The following is a 16,506-nucleotide window of genomic DNA, read 5'->3' as shown; positions in this document are numbered from 1 at the left end:
CTCTTTTTATTTTAAAGGCATTCTTCTTGAAATATCTTTTTGTACACCAAAGCTTTCCGGGTCAATATCTTCACATTGTCAGGCATTTGGTCAGGCAAGGTGGGCACGAAATTGTTTTTATTAGCGAAGATAATGCCAATGTTATTGCCGGTGTGCGGCGTGTGCGTTACGGCCTGCCACGCACTGCGGCGGAGCAGGCGCACCCGGGTGTAAGAGAGTTTGATGTGGGCCTTATGCGGGCCGATGCTGTTGCACGCTCTGCGGAAACGTTAAAAAAGCTTGGTTTTACACCAGATATTATTATTGGGCACCATGGGTGGGGGGAGCTGCTTAATATACAAGATGTTTATCCAGACGTGCCTATTTTGGGGTATTTTGAATTTTATTATCATACCGATGCTGGGTATGACCTTAATTTTGACTCTGAATTTCCAACGAACCCCCAAACTTTGCCGTTAGTGAGAGCTAAAAACTGCATTAATCTTTTAGCATTAACCAACCCCGGCTATGGCCAAACCCCCACACTTTTTCAAAAAGGGGCTTACCCAGCATGGGCGCAGGAGAAAATGACTGTGCTGCGTGAAGGTGTTGACCTTGAGCGGTGTAAGCCAAAACCTGCTCTTTTTAAAAAGGTTACCTCTGTTTGTGGTATTTCTATAAAACCAAAACAGAAATTAATAACTTATGTCTCGCGCGATTTAGAGCCTTACCGGGGCTTTCATGTTTTTATGCGTGCCTTACCCTATGTGCTTGCACAAGAACCAGACGCACAGGTTGTACTGGTGGGGAGCGATGGCGTGAGTTACGGCGCTAAACTTCTTTCAGGGTGTTGGCGCGATATTTTAGTGCGTGAACTAGGAGAGCGCTTAGACCTCTCGCGCGTGCATTTTGTTGGTAAGGTGGAGTATGAAGACTTTCTGACCCTGCTGCAGCGCTCTGATGCGCATGTTTATTTAACATATCCCTTTGTTGCGTCTTGGTCTTTGCGCGAAGCAATGGCGATAGGGTGTGCGCTTGTTGGGAGTGATACAGCCCCTGTGCGGGAGTTTTTAACTGATGGGGAAACCGGGCTTTTGGTGCCCTTTCATGACCCCGAGCGTATAGCCCATGGTATTTTGCGCCTCTTGCAAGACAAGGTCTTGGGGCAGGCTTTACGGCGTGCAGCGCGCGTACAGGCAGAGCGTACGTTATGCCTAAAAACCTATTTGGCTGACTATGACGCTTTGATTGCGCAAGTGATTGCCCACCACACGGCAGAGCGGCGTGCGCATGGGCAGGGCACAGCAGTGCCTGCAAAACGTAAGAAAATAGCCACACCTAAAAAGAACCCACCCCTTGTTAAAGGTGTGGGCCGTAAAAAGCGTGGTGGCTAAGGCACAAGCTGCGCAGAGTATGCGGCTTATACCGGCCAAGGTTTACTGGTGGGGCGGCAGAGAGGCATTAACCTTATCAGCCAGCATAATAACCAGTTTGCGCATAAGGGCCGCCATATCAGCATCTGAGGCAACAGAACCGTTTGCGGTTAAGTGTGCTCGCTCACGGATTAAAGGTTGCTGGGGGTCTTGGGGCATAATGGCCCAGTAGGCGTCCAGCACGGCTTGCCCGTCTGTATCCACATCAAAGCGTGAAACATTAACTTGTATGCGTAGGGTGGCGGCATCTGCCAAAGGTTGGTCGGTAATCAGCAGCGTTGGGTGGAATGTGGCAATTTCGTTGGTAATCAGGTCTGTAATGCCCACAGAAAGCCGTGTTGCCCACCGTGATTTGGGGCTACGCAGAATTTCTTCTCCATTACGGATCACCATATCCTGCGTATCGAGGTAATCGGGCAGCATAATGCGGGCAATTTGTACGGTCTGCGCCCGCGCAGAAAGGTGCGGCGGCTGCACAATTTGGTCTGAGGGCATGCCCAGTGTGTAAAGCCGCAAAGGGGGAGAGGCACAGCCAGAAAGGAGTGTGCACGCCCCAAGCAGAGCGGCAGCCAAATGGCGGGCAGAGAACATCATGGGCGGCGTCCCATCAGCAGAAGTTGCGGGTTACGCTCAACATCTCCGGCAAACCCACGTAAAGACGCCGCAGCGGCGGCAATATCACGCAGGGCTGCATCCATATTGGCGCGGTCTATGGAGCGTGGTGAGAAAATAGCCTGAAGGGAATCAAGCGTTTGGGTGGCAGAAACCAGCGTGGCGTGCAGGTCTTTGCCGCGCTCGGCCATTTGGGTGTTACTGGTTTGCAAAAGGGTATCCATTTTGCCCAGCGTTATTTCCAGCTTGCTTTGCAGGTCTTTAATGGCGGTTGTCGCGGCCGCTATGGTCTGCTGCGATGTGTCTGACGTGGCTTTAACGCTGGCAATTAAAGGCGGCAGGTCTTTGTTAAGTGTGCCACTGAGTTCTTGCACCGAGCGCAGCGTGTCATCTGCATGTTGGGCAATGTCTTTCACCGGAATACGGCCCAGCGTGTCTTTGAGTTTTTCAACGGGGGAAAGCCGGACAGGAATTTCCGTCTCGTCTGTAATGCGGGGGTGCAAAATGGCTGGGGCAGATTTATCAAAATCAAGATCAATGTTGGACTGGCCAGTTACAAAACTTTGCAGGTTCAGCTCTGCTCGCAAGCCAATAGCAATAAGGTCTTGAATACGGACAGACGTACCACCGGGCATGTCATGCACAACATGGATCTGGTGCGGCTCTAGTGTGAGCGTAACCGGAATATAGGCTTTGTGGTCTTGGGGGTCGAAGCGGAGTGTTATGCTTTTAACCGTACCGACTTTTACCCCCCTAAAGGTAACCGGTGCGCCAATGCTTAACCCGCTAATAGAGTTTTGGAACACCACCACAGCCTCGCGCGAGGGGGCGAAAATTTTAATGTGGCCAAACAGCATAATAATGGCCATGGCCAGTATGCCGCCGCCCACCACAAACGCGCCAATAAGGGTTTTCCGGTTTGTGCTTTCAGCCATTGCGCATCAGCCTTTTGCTTCAGAGGCAGAGGGTATAGTTGCCTCACGGTTCATGAAAGCCATTACTTCGGGAATGGTGCAGTGGTCGCGTAGGTCGCGCGGGGCACCTCGGGCAATGGGCGTGTGGGTTTTGGCATCAAGAAAAATGCCGTCATCTGCAATTTTAAACAGGCTTGGTAATTCGTGGCTTACAATAACAATTGTTGCCCCCAAGCCATCTCTTAAGCTCAAAATCAGGTCGTCTAAGCGGGCAGAGGTAATGGGGTCTAGCCCGGCAGAGGGTTCATCAAAAAATAAAATATCTGGGTCTAGGGCAATGGCGCGGGCAAGCCCCGCACGTTTGCGCATACCCCCAGAAATTTCAGAGGGCATAAGGTCTATGGCCTGCTCCATGCCTACAAAGCCCAGTTTAAGCTCAACAAGACGGCGGATAACCTCTGGTTGGAGTTTGGTAAACATTTCCATGGGCAGGGCTACGTTTTCCCCCACGGTCATGGAGCTCCAAAGTGCGGCACTTTGAAACAGCACGCCAAAGCGGTGGTTTAGCTCTGTACGGCGGCGGTTGTTTTGTGCCCAGTAGTCTTCTTGCTCCACCAAAATCTGGCCAGAGGAGGGGCGTAGCAGGCCAATCATGCTTTTAAGCAGAGTGCTTTTGCCGCAGCCAGAGCCACCCATGACAGCAAAAATAGACCCGCGCTTAAGGTCAAACGACACGTTTTGCTGAATAACCTTGCGGCCAAAAGCCAAAGACAGGTCGCGTACTTCTATTAAGGTTTGGGGGGCGGTGTCTGGGTGCGTCATGGGTTAAATATCCAGCGCGTTGGCAATAACGGCAAAAATGGCGTCCATGGCAATAATGCCTACAATGCCAATCACCACAGCACGGGTTGCGGCAATGCCTACATCTGCGGCACTGCGGCCCGCTTTTAGCCCCACGCGGCAGGCGGCTAGGGCAATAAAGCTGGCAAAAAAGAAAGATTTTACAAAACCAAACACAAATTCATGCAAGGCCACGCCATCAAACGTGGTGGTTAAATACCCCACGGCAGAGGCACTCATCATGCTCATGGCCACCACAAAGCCACCCAAAATGGCAATGAGCGTGCCGTAAATATAGAGCAACGGCATCATGAGTGAGAGGGACAGGATAGAAGGCAGAATAATGTAGCTGGAGACGGGAATACCAAAGACCTCTAGCGCATCAATTTCTTCATTGCCGAGCATGGTTGAAATGCGGGCGGCATAAGCGCCCCCTGTGCGCCCGGCCATAATAATGGCGGTCATAATGGCTGAAATTTCTCGTGCGCAGGCAATACCCACAAGGTTGGCTACATAAATTTCAGCGGCAAAGCGGCGCAGTTCTATAAGTCCCACAAACGCTAAAATGGCCCCCACCAGAAAATTAACCACACCAACAATAAGTAGGGCAGAAGGGCCAGCATTCCAGAGGTCTGTGGCAAGGTCTTTCCAGCGCATGCCGCTTTTGCCGGTCAGGGTTTTGGCGGCCCCTTGCGTGGTTTCTGCGGCCATGCAGGCAACGGTGCCGGTCTCGTTCAGCGCTTGTAGGGTGGCATCGCCTACGCGTGTGAGCAGGGCATCTGTATTGGTTTTGGGGGCCGGGGGTTGGGCTGGTTCGCGGGGGAGCAAGGCCAGAAGGCGTTGCGCGCCATCTGGCAGGCTGGTGGGGTCAAACTCTAGCCCGGCATGGCCAGCGGCCTGTTTTACGTCCCACAAAAACGCAACAAAGGCCGAGTCCCAGTTGGTAATCTGGCTGGTGTCTATTTGTAACGTCTGGCCACGGGGGGCGTCTTGTAACCCATCGGCGGGAAAAGGGGCCATGCCGCCATGCGCCACGTCCCAACTACCGCTTAGGCGGAGCACGGGTGTGCCGGTCTGTGTTTCCAAAGACCATGCGGCGTGCGCTGGGGTGCCAGAGGCGGGGCCGTCTGGTGGGGGGGGCTGGTTCTGGGTCATGACGTGGGGCAACACTACGGCAGCATACTCTGCCTGACCAGTCTGTTCAGGCATGTCTGTGCAGAGGGTAAAATAACACGCGCAGCGCTTTGGGTGGGGGTAAGGCGCAGAAAACTGGCATTGCAGCGGGCTTAGGGGTTCGCTAGATGCAGGGCAGTTTTGTTGGTGTTGGGCGGCTTGCGGTCTGCACTGTGTTCACGTTTTTGGGTTCTGGGCCGTAAGGCGCAAGAGAGCCTGCACCCCACGGGAGTTCTTTTATGCGACGCAAACGCGGCAGACCCATTGATGGCTGGCTGATTATAGATAAGCCCTCTGGCATGACCTCAACCCAAGTTGTTGGCAAAGCCCGATGGTTGCTTGATGCGCAAAAAGTAGGGCATGGCGGCACACTAGACCCCTTGGCAACAGGCCTTTTGCCGTTGGCTTTTGGTAAAGCCACCAAAACCGTGCCCTATGTTATGGACGGCACAAAAATATACCATTTCACCCTAAAAATGGGTGAAGCCCGCGACAGCGACGATGCCGATGGCACTGTAACCGGCTATTCTGATGTACGCCCCACAGACGACCAACTGCGTGCCGCCCTGCCAGCCTTAACGGGCAATATTATGCAAGTGCCGCCTGTGTTCTCTGCCCTTAAAGTAGGGGGGCAGCGCTCTTATGATATGGCGCGTGAAGGCCGCCCCCCAGAGCTACCCCCAAGGCCCGCCCGTGTAGACCGTTTTGAGCTGATTGAGCGCATAGACCGCGACACAGCGGTGTTTGTGGTCGAGTCTGGTAAAGGGGTGTATATGCGCGCCCTTGCGCGGGATGTGGCGCTGGCGTGTGGCACTGTGGGCCATATTACCGTACTGCGCCGCCTGCGCGTGGGGCCTTTTACCGTGGCCGATGCAATAACACTGGACAAATTGGCCCCAAACGACGACAAGGCCTCTGCCTTGCCGGAACTGTTACGTCCGGTCGAGACCGCGCTGGCCGACATCCCGGCGGTGGCCCTGACCGAAGACGAAGCAGCCTCTTTGATGCATGGACGGGCCATAAGCCTTGTTGACCTTATGGGGCGCTTGCCCAAGGTCGATGAGGAAGACAGCCCCCTGTGCGCCACAGAAGGCGGGCGCGTATTGGGCATTTGCCGCCTGCAAGACGGGCTGCTGCGTCCTGTACGGATTCTCTGACCTTATTGTTTATGGAGACACACGATGTCGATTACTACAGAACGCCGCACGGCTCTGATTAGCGAATACCAGACTTCCCCTACCGATACAGGGTCACCCGAAGTTCAGGTTGCTATCCTCACCGAGCGGATTGTTAACCTCACCGAGCATCTGAAAACCCACGCCAAGGACTTCCACTCCCGTCGTGGTCTGCTGATCCTCGTTGGCCGTCGTCGTAGCCTGCTGGACTACCTGCGCGGCAAAAGCAACGCCCGTTATGACGCGCTTATCGCCCGTCTGGGTCTGCGTCGCTAAAAGCGGTTTGCGTGGGGGCAGGGGTAACCTTGCCCCCACGCACCCCTTTGCACAGAGCTGGCCAATGTGCCAGAACTCCTGACAAGCCCCATACGCATGGGGTGTGCTTGTAAATACGGCCATAGGTTTGCAAAGCAGGAATGACAGGATTCCGGCGGGCCACGGCGTTTCCGACCACATGGTGCCTGGGGTAAGCTCCGCCAGACTCCATGCCGTCCGAGGCGCTGTCCGCTCCCACTATCCTTATTCCCGCACCGCATGTGGCCTTATAATTTGATAAGGAAAGTGGAACAGTATGAGCATTGACTTCAAATATTATCGCAAAGAAATCGAGTGGGGCGGCCGCCCGCTGGTACTCGAAACAGGTAAAATTGCCCGCCAGGCCGATGGCGCAGTGGTTGTCACCTACGGTGAAACCGTGGTGCTGTGTACCGCTGTTGGCGCAAAAAATGTTAAAGCCGGTCAGGACTTCTTCCCCCTTACCGTCAACTATCAGGAAAAAGCCTACGCAGCCGGTAAAATTCCCGGTGGTTTCTTCAAGCGTGAAGGCCGTCCGTCTGAGCACGAAACCCTTGTTTCCCGCCTGATCGACCGCCCAATTCGTCCGCTGTTCCCAGAAGGGTTCCGCAACGAAGTGCAGGTTATTGCCACCGTGCTGACGCACGATATGGAAAATGACCCCTCCATTCCGGCTCTTATCGGCTGCTCTGCTGCTCTTACGCTGTCTGGTATTCCGTTCTTTGGCCCAGTGGGTGCTGCACGCGTTGCCTATATCGATGGCGCTTTTGTGCTCAACCCCACCACAGAGCAAATGAAAAACGCTAATCTGGATCTGGTTGTGGCCGGTACAGAAGAAGGCGTTCTGATGGTTGAATCAGAAGCTTCCGAGCTGTCTGAAGAAGTCATGCTTGAAGCGGTGACCTTTGGCCACAACGCGTTCCAGCCTGTTATTGAAGCCATTATTTCTTTGGCTGAACACGCTGCAAAAGCACCGTGGGACCTGCCGGAAGAATCCAAAGAAGCTCAGAAACTGCGCACCCGCGTAGACAAAGTTGGCCGCAAGCTGATTGCTGATGCTTACAAGGAAAAGGTGAAACAGGCCCGCTACGAAAAAATTGCGGCTGCAAAAGCAACCATTATTGAGAAACTGGCCGCAGAAGAGCTGGATACAGACGCTGCCAAGCCAATGCTCAAAGACCTTGAAGCAGACGTTGTGCGTACCTCTGTGCTCAAGACCGGCCTGCGTATTGATGGGCGTGATCTTGTAACCGTGCGCCCCATCGTGTCTGAAGTGGGTATTCTGCCCCGCGCGCATGGTTCTTCTCTGTTTACCCGTGGTGAAACGCAGGCACTGGTTGTGACCACGCTTGGCACCGCGCAAGACGAGCAGGTTATTGACGCGCTAGAAGGTGAATACCGCACCAACTTCCTGCTGCACTACAACTTCCCTCCCTTCTCTGTGGGTGAGTGCGGTCGTATTGGGTCACCGGGCCGTCGTGAAATTGGGCATGGCAAGCTGGCATGGCGCGCTCTGCACCCGCTGCTGCCAACCCGCAAAGAATTTCCGTACACCCTGCGTGTGGTGTCTGAAATTACGGAAAGCAATGGCTCTTCTTCCATGGCCACCGTCTGCGGTAGCTCTCTGGCCCTGATGGATGCCGGTGTGCCCCTAAAACGCCCAGTGGCTGGTATTGCCATGGGTCTGATTAAAGAAGGCAAAGACTTTGCCGTTCTGTCAGACATTCTGGGTGATGAAGACCACCTTGGCGACATGGACTTTAAGGTAGCTGGTACCGAGCAGGGTGTGACCGCCCTTCAGATGGACATCAAAATTACGTCCATCACGCCAGAAATCATGAAGATTGCGCTGGATCAGGCCCGTGGTGGCCGCATGCACATTCTGGGTGAAATGAGCAAGGCGCTGACAGAAGGCCGCACCGGCGTTTCTTCTACAGCACCAAAAATCACCACCTTGACTGTGCCCCGCGAAAAAATCCGTGATGTGATTGGCTCAGGCGGTAAAGTTATCCGTGAGATCGTTGAATATTCTGGTGCGAAGGTCGATATCGGAGATGATGGCACCATCACCATCGCCGCTATGTCTGACGATCAGGCACAAAAAGCCATTGAGCGCATCAACGGTATTGTGGCTGAACCAGAAATTGGCCGCATCTACGACGGTAAAGTGGTTAAAACCGCAGACTTCGGCGCATTTGTAAACTTCCTTGGTGCGCGTGACGGTCTGGTTCATATCTCCGAACTTGCACAGGGTCGCGTTGGCAAAACCACGGATGTGGTGAAGCAGGGCGACGCCGTTAAAGTTAAGGTCATTGGTTTTGATGACCGCGGTAAAGTGAAGCTGTCTATGCGCGTTGTTGACCAAGAAACGGGTGCAGACTTAACCGAAACGGTCGGAGCAAAGCCTGCTCGCGCTCCTCGTCGGGATGCTGAATAAGCATCCCCTCGGGGTGCTTTTCACAGCAGAGCTTGATTAGGCAGAACGATAGGATAGCAATGAAGCCGATCAATGCAGTTCGTATGGGGGGCGTGGATGTCCTGCCGCTGGTAGAAGGCGGTAAGGGCGTTTCCGTGTCCACTGGTACGTCAGCCGGAGCGTGGGCTGCGGCAGGCGGGGCCGGTACGGTCTCCATCGTCAATGCGGACAGTTATGATGAGGCCGGAAACCCCGTGCCTCAGATTTATCACGGTCGTACCCGTCGGGAACGGCATGAAGAACTGGTAGAATACGCCATTCGTGGTGGTATTGCTCAGGCCCGTATCGCGCACGACATCGCAGGGGGTAAGGGCCGCATTCACGCCAATATCCTGTGGGAAATGGGCGGGGCAGAGCGGGTTATTACCGGCGTGCTTGAAGGGGCTCCGGGCCTTATTCAAGGTCTGACTTGTGGGGCCGGTATGCCCTACCGTCTGGCCGATATTGCCGCGCAGTACGGTATTTATTACTACCCCATCGTTTCATCCGCACGGGCTTTTAATGCGCTGTGGAAGCGGTCTTTCCACAAAACGGCAGAACTGCTTGGTGGTGTGGTGTATGAAGACCCGTGGCGTGCGGGTGGGCATAACGGGCTTTCCAACACAGAAGACCCCCTAAAGCCAGAAGACCCATACCCCCGTGTTGCCGCTTTGCGTAAACTCATGCGTGGTTTTGGGCTGGATAACACACCCATTATTATGGCGGGTGGCGTTTGGTGGCTGGAAGAATGGGAAGACTGGCTGGATAACCCAGAGCTTGGCCCCATTGTGTTTCAGTTCGGGACACGGCCCCTGCTCACGCAGGAAAGCCCCATTCCTGAAGCATGGAAGCAGCGTTTGCTGACCCTCAAAAAGGGTGATGTTTACCTTAACCGCTTCTCTCCGACCGGGTTCTATTCCTCTGCGGTGAACAACAGCTTCCTGCAAGATTTACGCGGGCGTTCAGAGCGGCAGGTTGCGTTCTCGGCAGAGCCACTAGGCACGCACGATACGGCTTATGGTGTGGGGGCGCGTAAGCGCGAAGTGTTTGTGGCCGCCCAAGACCTTGCTCGTATTCAAGCATGGGAAAACGCAGGCTTTACAGAAGCATTACGTACACAAGACTCAACCCTTGTGTTTGTAACGCCAGACAGCGCGCGCGAAATTGTGGCAGACCAAGTTGCCTGCATGGGCTGCTTGTCTGAGTGCAAGTTCTCTAACTGGAGCCAGCGCGGGCCGTCTTATTCTAACGGCCACCGTGCAGACCCGCGGTCTTTCTGCATTCAAAAAACACTGCAAACTGTGGCACACGCCAGCGGGCCGGAGGCTGCTGAGGTTATTGACCATAACCTGATGTTTGGCGGCACCAATGCGTGGCGCTTTGCAACAGACCCCTTCTACGCCAACGGCTTTGTACCCACCGTGCAGCAATTGATCGACCGGATCATGAGTGGGCGTTAAGCCCTGCGGTGCAGGCTTGGTGCATGGCACAGCAAAAAGGCAGCCCCTTTACGGTGGGCTGCCTTTTTTTATGCCGACAAGCGCAAGCTCGGGGGGCAGGGTTTTAGTGGCCAAACTGCTTAAGTTTTTGGTCTGTTTTATACTGGCTTAGCGCGTAAACAGACCAGATTGCGGCAGGAATCCAGCCAATAATGGTAATTTGCAACAGCAGGCACACAAGCCCGGAAAACGGGCGGCCAATGGTAAAGAATTGCAGCCAAGGTAGCAGCAGGGCCAGGATCAGGCGCATAAGGTAAACCTTTATACAAAGAGTGTTGGGGCCTTTTAACCCTATGATGAGGGCACAATAGAGGCAAAACAAGCCCGTTAGCCGCTTTTGCGCATGCTAAAGTGGGGCTTGCCCTAGGTGCTTTGGGCTTTGTGTGCTAGACAAAATGCCGGTGTTCTTATGCCTGCCTGCGCAGGGTTTTGTGTGGTGTGGGGTAAAGAGCCCAGTATTTTCTCAGGCGTGCCTTTTTTCGTTACGGGCGCGCGGCATGACAAGACGGATGGACCTTGACCGAGATTTCTGACCAGCCGGGATCGCCGGAGCCTTCTGACCTGCTGCCTGTCACCATTGAGGAGGAGATGCGCTCCTCCTACCTCGCCTATGCGATGTCGGTGATTGTCAGCCGTGCCCTGCCCGATGTGCGAGACGGCCTAAAGCCCGTGCACCGGCGTATTTTGTACGCCATGCACGAAAGTGGGTTCACTCACGATAAAGCCTACCGTAAGTCTGCCCGTGCGGTGGGTGAAGTGATGGGTAAATATCACCCACACGGTGACTCCTCTATCTACGATGCCATGGTGCGTATGGCGCAGTCATGGTCTATGCGTGTTAAACTTATTGACGGGCAAGGTAACTTTGGCTCGGTCGATGGCGATAGCCCAGCGGCCATGCGTTATACCGAAGCGCGTCTGGCGAAAGCCTCTACCTTCCTGCTGGAAGATATCGACCGCGACACTGTCGATTTTCAGCCCAACTACGATGAAAGCGAGCACGAACCCACCGTTCTGCCAGCCGCTTTCCCTAACCTGCTCATTAACGGTGCCACCGGCATTGCTGTGGGTATGGCCACCAATATTCCGCCCCATAACCCTGTTGAAGTGATTGATGCCACACTGGCTCTCATTGAAAAGCCGGATATGGAGCTAGACGACCTGCTAGAATACGTGCCGGGGCCAGACTTCCCGACAGGTGGTATTATTCTGGGCCGTTCTGGTATTCGCAACGCGTTTGCAACCGGGCGGGGGGCTATTATTATCCGTGCCCGTGCCGAGGTTGAGGAAATCCGTAAAGATCGTAAAGCGATCATTATTACGGAAATTCCGTATCAGGTGAACAAAGCCACCCTGCAAGAGCGCATTGCCGAACTGGTGCGTAATAAGCAGATTGAAGGCATTTCAGACATCCGTGATGAATCTGACCGCTCTGGTATGCGGGTGGTCATTGAAATTAAACGCGATGCTACGCCAGAAGTGGTGCTTAACCACCTGTACCGTTACACCCAGTTGCAAACCTCGTTTGGCGTGAACATGCTGGCCCTAGATGGCGGCAAACCCCGCCTTATGGGGCTTAAAGATGTGCTGGCAGCCTTTATTGCCTTCCGTGAGGAAGTCATTTTGCGCCGCTCACGTTTTGAGCTGAACAAAGCGCGTGACCGTGGGCACATTCTGGTTGGTCTGGTTATTGCCGTTGCCAATATTGATGCGGTTATTGCGCTTATTCGTGCTGCACCAGATGCGGCAACTGCGCGTGAATCGCTCATGGCAGCAAGTTGGGATGCAAGCGATGTTGCCCCTCTGCTGGCGCTCATTCATGATGACGGCAACCAGATTATTGAGGGTAAGGTACGCCTAACCGAGGCACAGGCCCGTGGCATTCTGGAGCTGCGCCTGCAACGCCTCACCGGCCTTGAGCGCGACAAAATTCAGAACGAATTGTCTGAAGTTGCTGTCCGTATTAACGAACTGCTCGAAATTATTGGCAGCCACGTGCGCCGCATGGAAGTGCTGCGTGATGAGCTGACCCGTGCCCGTGCAGAAATTGCCACCCCCCGTGCCACCGAAATTGCCGACTACGCAGGCGACCAAGACGACGAAAGCCTGATTGAGCCCGGCCAGATGGTGGTGACCATCACCCGCGAAGGCTTTATTAAGCGCACCCCGCTTGATGTCTTCCGGGCGCAAAACCGGGGTGGCCGTGGCCGCACCGGTGCTGGCACACGTGGTGATGATATTGTGGTGCGTTCGTTTAACGCCCACACACACCAGTGGGTCATGTTCTTCTCGTCTGGTGGTAAAGCCTACCGAGAAAAAGTGTGGCGCTTGCCAGAAGCCAGCCCCACCGCCAAAGGCCGGGCACTGGTTAACCTGTTGCCAGACCTAGGCACAGACACCATTACCGCCGTGCTGCCCCTGCCGCATGATGAAGAGTTGTGGGAAGCCCTGCACCTTGTCTTTGCCACAGCCAGTGGCGGGGTGCGGCGTAACCGCCTGAGCGACTTCCGCAATATTCGCTCTTCCGGCCTTATCGCCATGAAGCTCGATGAAGGCGATAGCCTTATTGGTGTTGCCACCTGCCGCGAAGGGCAGGACGTGTTCTTGGCAACCCGTAATGCGCGCTGCATTCGTTTCCAGATTACAGATGACACGTTGCGCGTTTTTGCTGGCCGCGGGTCTTCTGGCGTGCGCGGTATTCGCTTAGCAGATGGTGATAAGGTCATCAGCCTAGCCGTGCTGAACCATGTTGACGCCACAGTTGAAGAGCGGTCTGCCTACCTGCGTATGGCCAACGCCAAACGCCGGGCAGAAAATGCCGCCGAAAACATCGAAGATGATGCAGAAACACCGGTTGTAGATGCTGAGGAAGAAGAAGGGACAGACACATCTGCCCTTCTGACGCCAGAGCGTTTTGCTGAGCTTGAAACCGCAGAAGAAATTTTGCTGGTGGTCAGCAATGGCGGGTATGGCCGTAGGTCTTCTGCCTATGACTACCGCGTGAGCGGGCGTGGCGGTCAGGGTATTACCAACATGACCTTCTCTGCCAATAAGCGTGGTACAGAGGTTGCCGCAACCCTGCCCGTGCTTGATGGTACAGACGTTATGCTGGTGACAGACGCTGGGCGCCTTATCCGTGTGCCGGTTAATCAGGTACGTGTCATGGCGCGTCAGGCTAGTGGTGTTACCTTGTTCCGCCTGAACGACAATGAAAGCGTGACCAGCGTTTTCCCTGTGATGGATGATGAGGGTGAGGAAGACAGCAGCGGCACAGAAACCGCCTCTGCCGCGCCCCCACCCGAAACGCCAGATACAACCGGGCAAGACGCATGACCACCAGCCCATGCGTCCAGTTGCGGCGCATAGGGTTTTACGCGGGTACGTTTGACCCCGTTACCACCGGGCATTTGGACGTGATAGAACGTGCAGCCCGGTTGGTAGACCGCTTGGTTATTGGTGTTGCCAAAAACCCCGGCAAAAACCCGCTTATGCCCTTGGCAGAGCGGGTGGAGTGTGTGCAGCAGGCTCTCCCCCCCATTGCGCAGCGTACTGGGTGTGAGCTTGCTGTGGTCTCGTTCCATTCTTTGCTGGTTGAGGCGGTGCGGCAGCAGGGGGCAAGCCTTATTTTCCGTGGTTTGCGCGTACTCACAGATTTTGACTACGAAATTCAGATGTCTGGCGTAAACCGCAGGCTCGATCCGTCTATAGAAACCGTGTTTCTTATGGCGTCTGAGCGCACGCAGTTTATCTCGTCGCGGTTTGTAAAAGAAATTGCCAGCTATGGTGGTGATATTTCTGATTTTGTCACCCCATATACACAAGAACGCCTGTTGACCCGGCTTAAGGCCAAGGTTGCAGGGTAGGGCAGGCTGACCTGCCTACTAGATAAGTTTAAGGAGAGACCCTTTATGTCTACCGAAGCAGATAAAAACGACCTGATTTATATGGACGTGCCAGAAGGCCGTGTGGTTATTCGCCTGCGCCCAGACATTGCACCGCTGGCGGCTGAACGTATCCGTACCCTTTCTGCTGAAGGGTTCTACGATAACGTGCCATTCCACCGTGTTATCTCTGGCTTTATGGCCCAAGCAGGTGACCCAACAGGCACCGGCTCAGGCGGTAGCGAGCTGCCAGACCTGAAGGCAGAATTCACCCGTGAAGCCAAGTTCCTGCGTGGCACAGTGGGTATGGCGCGTACGTCTGACCCAAACAGCGCCAACAGCCAGTTCTTTATTATGTTCGAGCCCTCTCCGCACCTTGATGGCCAGTACACCATTGTGGGTGATGTGGTTGAAGGCATGGAACATATCGACAAAATTAAGCGTGGTGCTGGTGGTTCAGGCATGGTGCGTGAGCCAGACCGTATTGCCCGCATGCGCCCCGCCACAGCAGAAAACGCCTAATTTTTTTCTGCTTTTAGGCTTTCTGGAAAAACGCAGTACTACGGTGCTGCGTTTTTTTTGTGCCCAGTTTAGGGCGCTAAATACGCCTAAATGCAGATTTTTTTGCTTAAATGCATGAAATCGCACCAGATCGCTTGACAGGGGCGGGGGCGGCGTCTAGATAGCGTCCCAACAAAGAGCACACCCTGTGCACAACGGGGCGCGGTACTTTGTTCTTGTATGGTGTGAGCCGGTAGCTCAGTTGGTAGAGCATTCGACTTTTAATCGAATGGTCGAGGGTTCGAGTCCCTCCCGGCTCACCATTCAATTTTCCCTTAAGATATAAAGACTCTCAAAATTCTCCACACCCGAGTCTTATCTGCTTGCGACTCGTAAAATTGGCAGTTTTTTAAGGGTTGTAGAGTCGTTGGCCTCGCACATGTCCTCGTAATGGCGGGGCTTATTCACAAAATTATCCACAGGGTAGGTTTTGTTCCCATGGTGGTGTGGTGCCGTAGCACTCCAGCAAATAATCAATCATGGCGCGTACTTTTAAGGGGGTGCTTTGCCCCGGTGCATAAACCGCGTGCAGGGGCGGGGCCTCTACCAAGGGTTCATCTAGGGTAACGGGGCAGAGCTGGCCGTTTTGTAGTTCTTTGCTCACAACAAACACGGGTAGGTAAATAAGCCCTTGCCCAGCCACAGCGGCCTCACGCAAGGCATCGCCATTATTAGCGCATAGCGGCCCGCTTACTGGCACGCTTACCGTACCTTTGGGGCCAAAATTCCACCGTGTAGGGCCGCCGGGCTCACCCAAGGTGTAACCAAGGCAGTGGTGCTGGCTCAGTTCAGCCACCTGTGTGGGGGTGCCCATGCGGGCCAAGTAAGCGGGCGCTGCACAGACAACACAACGTATGGGGGCAAGGCGGCGTGTACGTAGGCTGCTGGGGGCCATATGGCGTATGCGTAAGGTTAGGTCCCACCCTTCTTCAATTAAATCTACCGCACGGTCGTTCAGGCCTAGCTCGACAGTCACCAAAGGGTAGCGGCGGCTAAATTCGGGCAACAGGGGTGCTACATAGCGTATGGCAAAAGACACGGGGGCGTTTAGGCGCAGGCGGCCCCTTGGCTCCCGCCGTTGGGCGGTTACGGTTTGCTCTACGTCGTCTAGGTCTGCCAGAATTTTCTGGCTCCCTTCTAAAAACAAGCGGCCTGCTTCGGTAAGGGAGAGTTTGCGTGTGCTGCGGTGAAAGAGCGTGGCCCCCATGCGCGTTTCCAGCGCGGTAATGTGTTTTGTAATCATGGTTGGGGACAAGCACATGGCACGCCCCGCGGCCGTAAAGCTGCCTGTTGCTACCACTTTTACAAAAACCTGCATGCTCGTAATGCGGTCTAGCACGCTGCCCCCTCTTTATACCGTGTGTAGCGCGGGTGCGTTGTGCGCCGCTGGCTACCAGCCAAGCATAGCACAGCCTGTTTTTTTATGCCGCAGTAGGGCAGGGGCATAGGCAGCGGTAGTGTTAGGGCAATACACCTAAATGGGGGCGCTTAGCCGTTAACGGGTGCCGGGTGGGCGGCCATTATATTCCCGAAAATACCCATAGTCGTGCCGGGTGTGGCGGTAGCCATCACGGGGGTGGTGGTGGTGCCTGCCTTCGTAACAGCCAGCCAGCAAAAACGGTAAAAGCAGCAAAGCCATACCAACGGGAAAGCGTTTTTTATGCATCGTTCTGTGCCTTGTACTGTGGTG

General features: G+C 54.6%; 15 protein-coding genes and 1 tRNA gene. 9 read left to right on the top strand and 7 right to left on the bottom strand.

The features are described from left to right. Positions 1 to 26: 26 nt before the first annotated feature. Positions 27 to 1,373: a glycosyltransferase family 4 protein gene (locus tag Abor_RS12645; protein ID WP_084594533.1), complete on the top strand. Its 1,347-nt coding sequence runs from the start codon at positions 27 to 29 to the stop codon at positions 1,371 to 1,373. A gap of 42 nt (positions 1,374 to 1,415) precedes the next feature. Here the strand turns inward: Abor_RS12645 and Abor_RS12640 are convergent, their stop codons facing one another. The 4 genes from Abor_RS12640 to Abor_RS12625 are packed head-to-tail and all read right to left on the bottom strand — an operon-like array spanning position 1,416 to position 4,933. Beyond that, positions 1,416 to 2,006: a PqiC family protein gene (locus tag Abor_RS12640; RefSeq protein WP_048842257.1), complete on the bottom strand. Its 591-nt coding sequence runs from the start codon at positions 2,004 to 2,006 to the stop codon at positions 1,416 to 1,418. After that, entirely contained in the window at positions 2,003 to 2,959 is a 957-nt protein-coding gene (locus tag Abor_RS12635) for an MlaD family protein (protein WP_048842256.1), read from the bottom strand. Before Abor_RS12635 ends, Abor_RS12640 begins: the two co-directional genes overlap by 4 nt. Positions 2,960 to 2,965: 6 nt before the next feature. Beyond that, a complete protein-coding gene (locus Abor_RS12630; protein ID WP_048842255.1) occupies positions 2,966 to 3,760 on the bottom strand; it encodes an ABC transporter ATP-binding protein in 795 nt (264 codons plus the stop codon). A gap of 3 nt (positions 3,761 to 3,763) precedes the next feature. Continuing rightward, complete coding sequence (locus Abor_RS12625) at positions 3,764 to 4,933, bottom strand: ABC transporter permease (protein WP_052946443.1); 1,170 nt, start codon at positions 4,931 to 4,933, stop codon at positions 3,764 to 3,766. 257 nt (positions 4,934 to 5,190) lie between these two features. On the opposite strand from Abor_RS12625, the gene truB reads away from it, so the two are divergent. The 4 genes from truB to Abor_RS12605 all read left to right on the top strand — a co-directional run bounded on the left by truB (position 5,191) and on the right by Abor_RS12605 (position 10,335). Further along, complete coding sequence (truB, locus tag Abor_RS12620; protein ID WP_048842254.1) at positions 5,191 to 6,108, top strand: tRNA pseudouridine(55) synthase TruB; 918 nt, start codon at positions 5,191 to 5,193, stop codon at positions 6,106 to 6,108. Between the two features lie 24 nt (positions 6,109 to 6,132). Continuing rightward, entirely contained in the window at positions 6,133 to 6,402 is a 270-nt protein-coding gene (gene rpsO, locus Abor_RS12615) for a 30S ribosomal protein S15 (RefSeq protein ID WP_048842253.1), read from the top strand. Between the two features lie 295 nt (positions 6,403 to 6,697). Beyond that, positions 6,698 to 8,857, top strand: a complete 2,160-nt coding sequence (gene pnp / locus Abor_RS12610) for a polyribonucleotide nucleotidyltransferase (RefSeq protein WP_048842251.1) — start codon at positions 6,698 to 6,700, stop codon at positions 8,855 to 8,857. Between the two features lie 59 nt (positions 8,858 to 8,916). After that, positions 8,917 to 10,335 carry an NAD(P)H-dependent flavin oxidoreductase gene (locus tag Abor_RS12605; protein WP_048842250.1) on the top strand — a complete coding sequence of 473 codons (1,419 nt, stop codon included), beginning with the start codon at positions 8,917 to 8,919 and terminating at the stop codon, positions 10,333 to 10,335. 103 nt (positions 10,336 to 10,438) lie between these two features. Here the strand turns inward: Abor_RS12605 and Abor_RS12600 are convergent, their stop codons facing one another. After that, complete coding sequence (locus Abor_RS12600) at positions 10,439 to 10,624, bottom strand: YqaE/Pmp3 family membrane protein (RefSeq protein ID WP_048842249.1); 186 nt, start codon at positions 10,622 to 10,624, stop codon at positions 10,439 to 10,441. A gap of 266 nt (positions 10,625 to 10,890) precedes the next feature. Between Abor_RS12600 and gyrA the strand changes: the two genes are divergently transcribed. The 4 genes from gyrA to Abor_RS12580 all read left to right on the top strand — a co-directional run bounded on the left by gyrA (position 10,891) and on the right by Abor_RS12580 (position 15,079). Beyond that, positions 10,891 to 13,707: a DNA gyrase subunit A gene (gyrA, locus tag Abor_RS12595; RefSeq protein WP_048842248.1), complete on the top strand. Its 2,817-nt coding sequence runs from the start codon at positions 10,891 to 10,893 to the stop codon at positions 13,705 to 13,707. Then, a complete protein-coding gene (gene coaD, locus Abor_RS12590; protein WP_048842247.1) occupies positions 13,704 to 14,237 on the top strand; it encodes a pantetheine-phosphate adenylyltransferase in 534 nt (177 codons plus the stop codon). Before gyrA ends, coaD begins: the two co-directional genes overlap by 4 nt. 45 nt (positions 14,238 to 14,282) lie before the next feature. Beyond that, positions 14,283 to 14,777, top strand: a complete 495-nt coding sequence (locus Abor_RS12585; RefSeq protein ID WP_048842246.1) for a peptidylprolyl isomerase — start codon at positions 14,283 to 14,285, stop codon at positions 14,775 to 14,777. Between the two features lie 226 nt (positions 14,778 to 15,003). Continuing rightward, positions 15,004 to 15,079: transfer RNA gene (locus tag Abor_RS12580), tRNA-Lys, on the top strand. Positions 15,080 to 15,228: 149 nt separating this feature from the next. Here Abor_RS12580 and Abor_RS12575 read toward each other — a convergent pair. Then, positions 15,229 to 16,155: a LysR family transcriptional regulator gene (locus Abor_RS12575; RefSeq protein ID WP_048842245.1), complete on the bottom strand. Its 927-nt coding sequence runs from the start codon at positions 16,153 to 16,155 to the stop codon at positions 15,229 to 15,231. A 156-nt stretch (positions 16,156 to 16,311) separates the two neighbouring features. Beyond that, positions 16,312 to 16,482 carry a hypothetical protein gene (locus Abor_RS12570; RefSeq protein WP_158319742.1) on the bottom strand — a complete coding sequence of 57 codons (171 nt, stop codon included), beginning with the start codon at positions 16,480 to 16,482 and terminating at the stop codon, positions 16,312 to 16,314. Between the last annotated feature and the right edge of the window lie 24 nt (positions 16,483 to 16,506).

This window comes from Acetobacter orientalis, from assembly GCF_000963965.1.
Taxonomy (GTDB): Bacteria; Pseudomonadota; Alphaproteobacteria; order Acetobacterales; family Acetobacteraceae; genus Acetobacter; species Acetobacter orientalis.
The sequence above is the reverse complement of the archived record's forward strand: the minus strand, read 5'-3'. Positions and strand labels throughout refer to the sequence as shown.

Coding starts and splice junctions, on each gene's coding strand:
- Abor_RS12640 (WP_048842257.1), bottom strand. CDS start 2,006: ATGATGTTCTCTGCCCGCCATTTGGCTGCCGCTCTGCTTGGGGCGTGC.
- Abor_RS12635 (WP_048842256.1), bottom strand. CDS start 2,959: ATGGCTGAAAGCACAAACCGGAAAACCCTTATTGGCGCGTTTGTGGTG.
- Abor_RS12630 (WP_048842255.1), bottom strand. CDS start 3,760: ATGACGCACCCAGACACCGCCCCCCAAACCTTAATAGAAGTACGCGAC.
- Abor_RS12625 (WP_052946443.1), bottom strand. CDS start 4,933: ATGACCCAGAACCAGCCCCCCCCACCAGACGGCCCCGCCTCTGGCACC.
- truB (WP_048842254.1), top strand. CDS start 5,191: ATGCGACGCAAACGCGGCAGACCCATTGATGGCTGGCTGATTATAGAT.
- rpsO (WP_048842253.1), top strand. CDS start 6,133: ATGTCGATTACTACAGAACGCCGCACGGCTCTGATTAGCGAATACCAG.
- pnp (WP_048842251.1), top strand. CDS start 6,698: ATGAGCATTGACTTCAAATATTATCGCAAAGAAATCGAGTGGGGCGGC.
- Abor_RS12605 (WP_048842250.1), top strand. CDS start 8,917: ATGAAGCCGATCAATGCAGTTCGTATGGGGGGCGTGGATGTCCTGCCG.
- Abor_RS12600 (WP_048842249.1), bottom strand. CDS start 10,624: ATGCGCCTGATCCTGGCCCTGCTGCTACCTTGGCTGCAATTCTTTACC.
- coaD (WP_048842247.1), top strand. CDS start 13,704: ATGACCACCAGCCCATGCGTCCAGTTGCGGCGCATAGGGTTTTACGCG.
- Abor_RS12585 (WP_048842246.1), top strand. CDS start 14,283: ATGTCTACCGAAGCAGATAAAAACGACCTGATTTATATGGACGTGCCA.
- Abor_RS12570 (WP_158319742.1), bottom strand. CDS start 16,482: ATGCATAAAAAACGCTTTCCCGTTGGTATGGCTTTGCTGCTTTTACCG.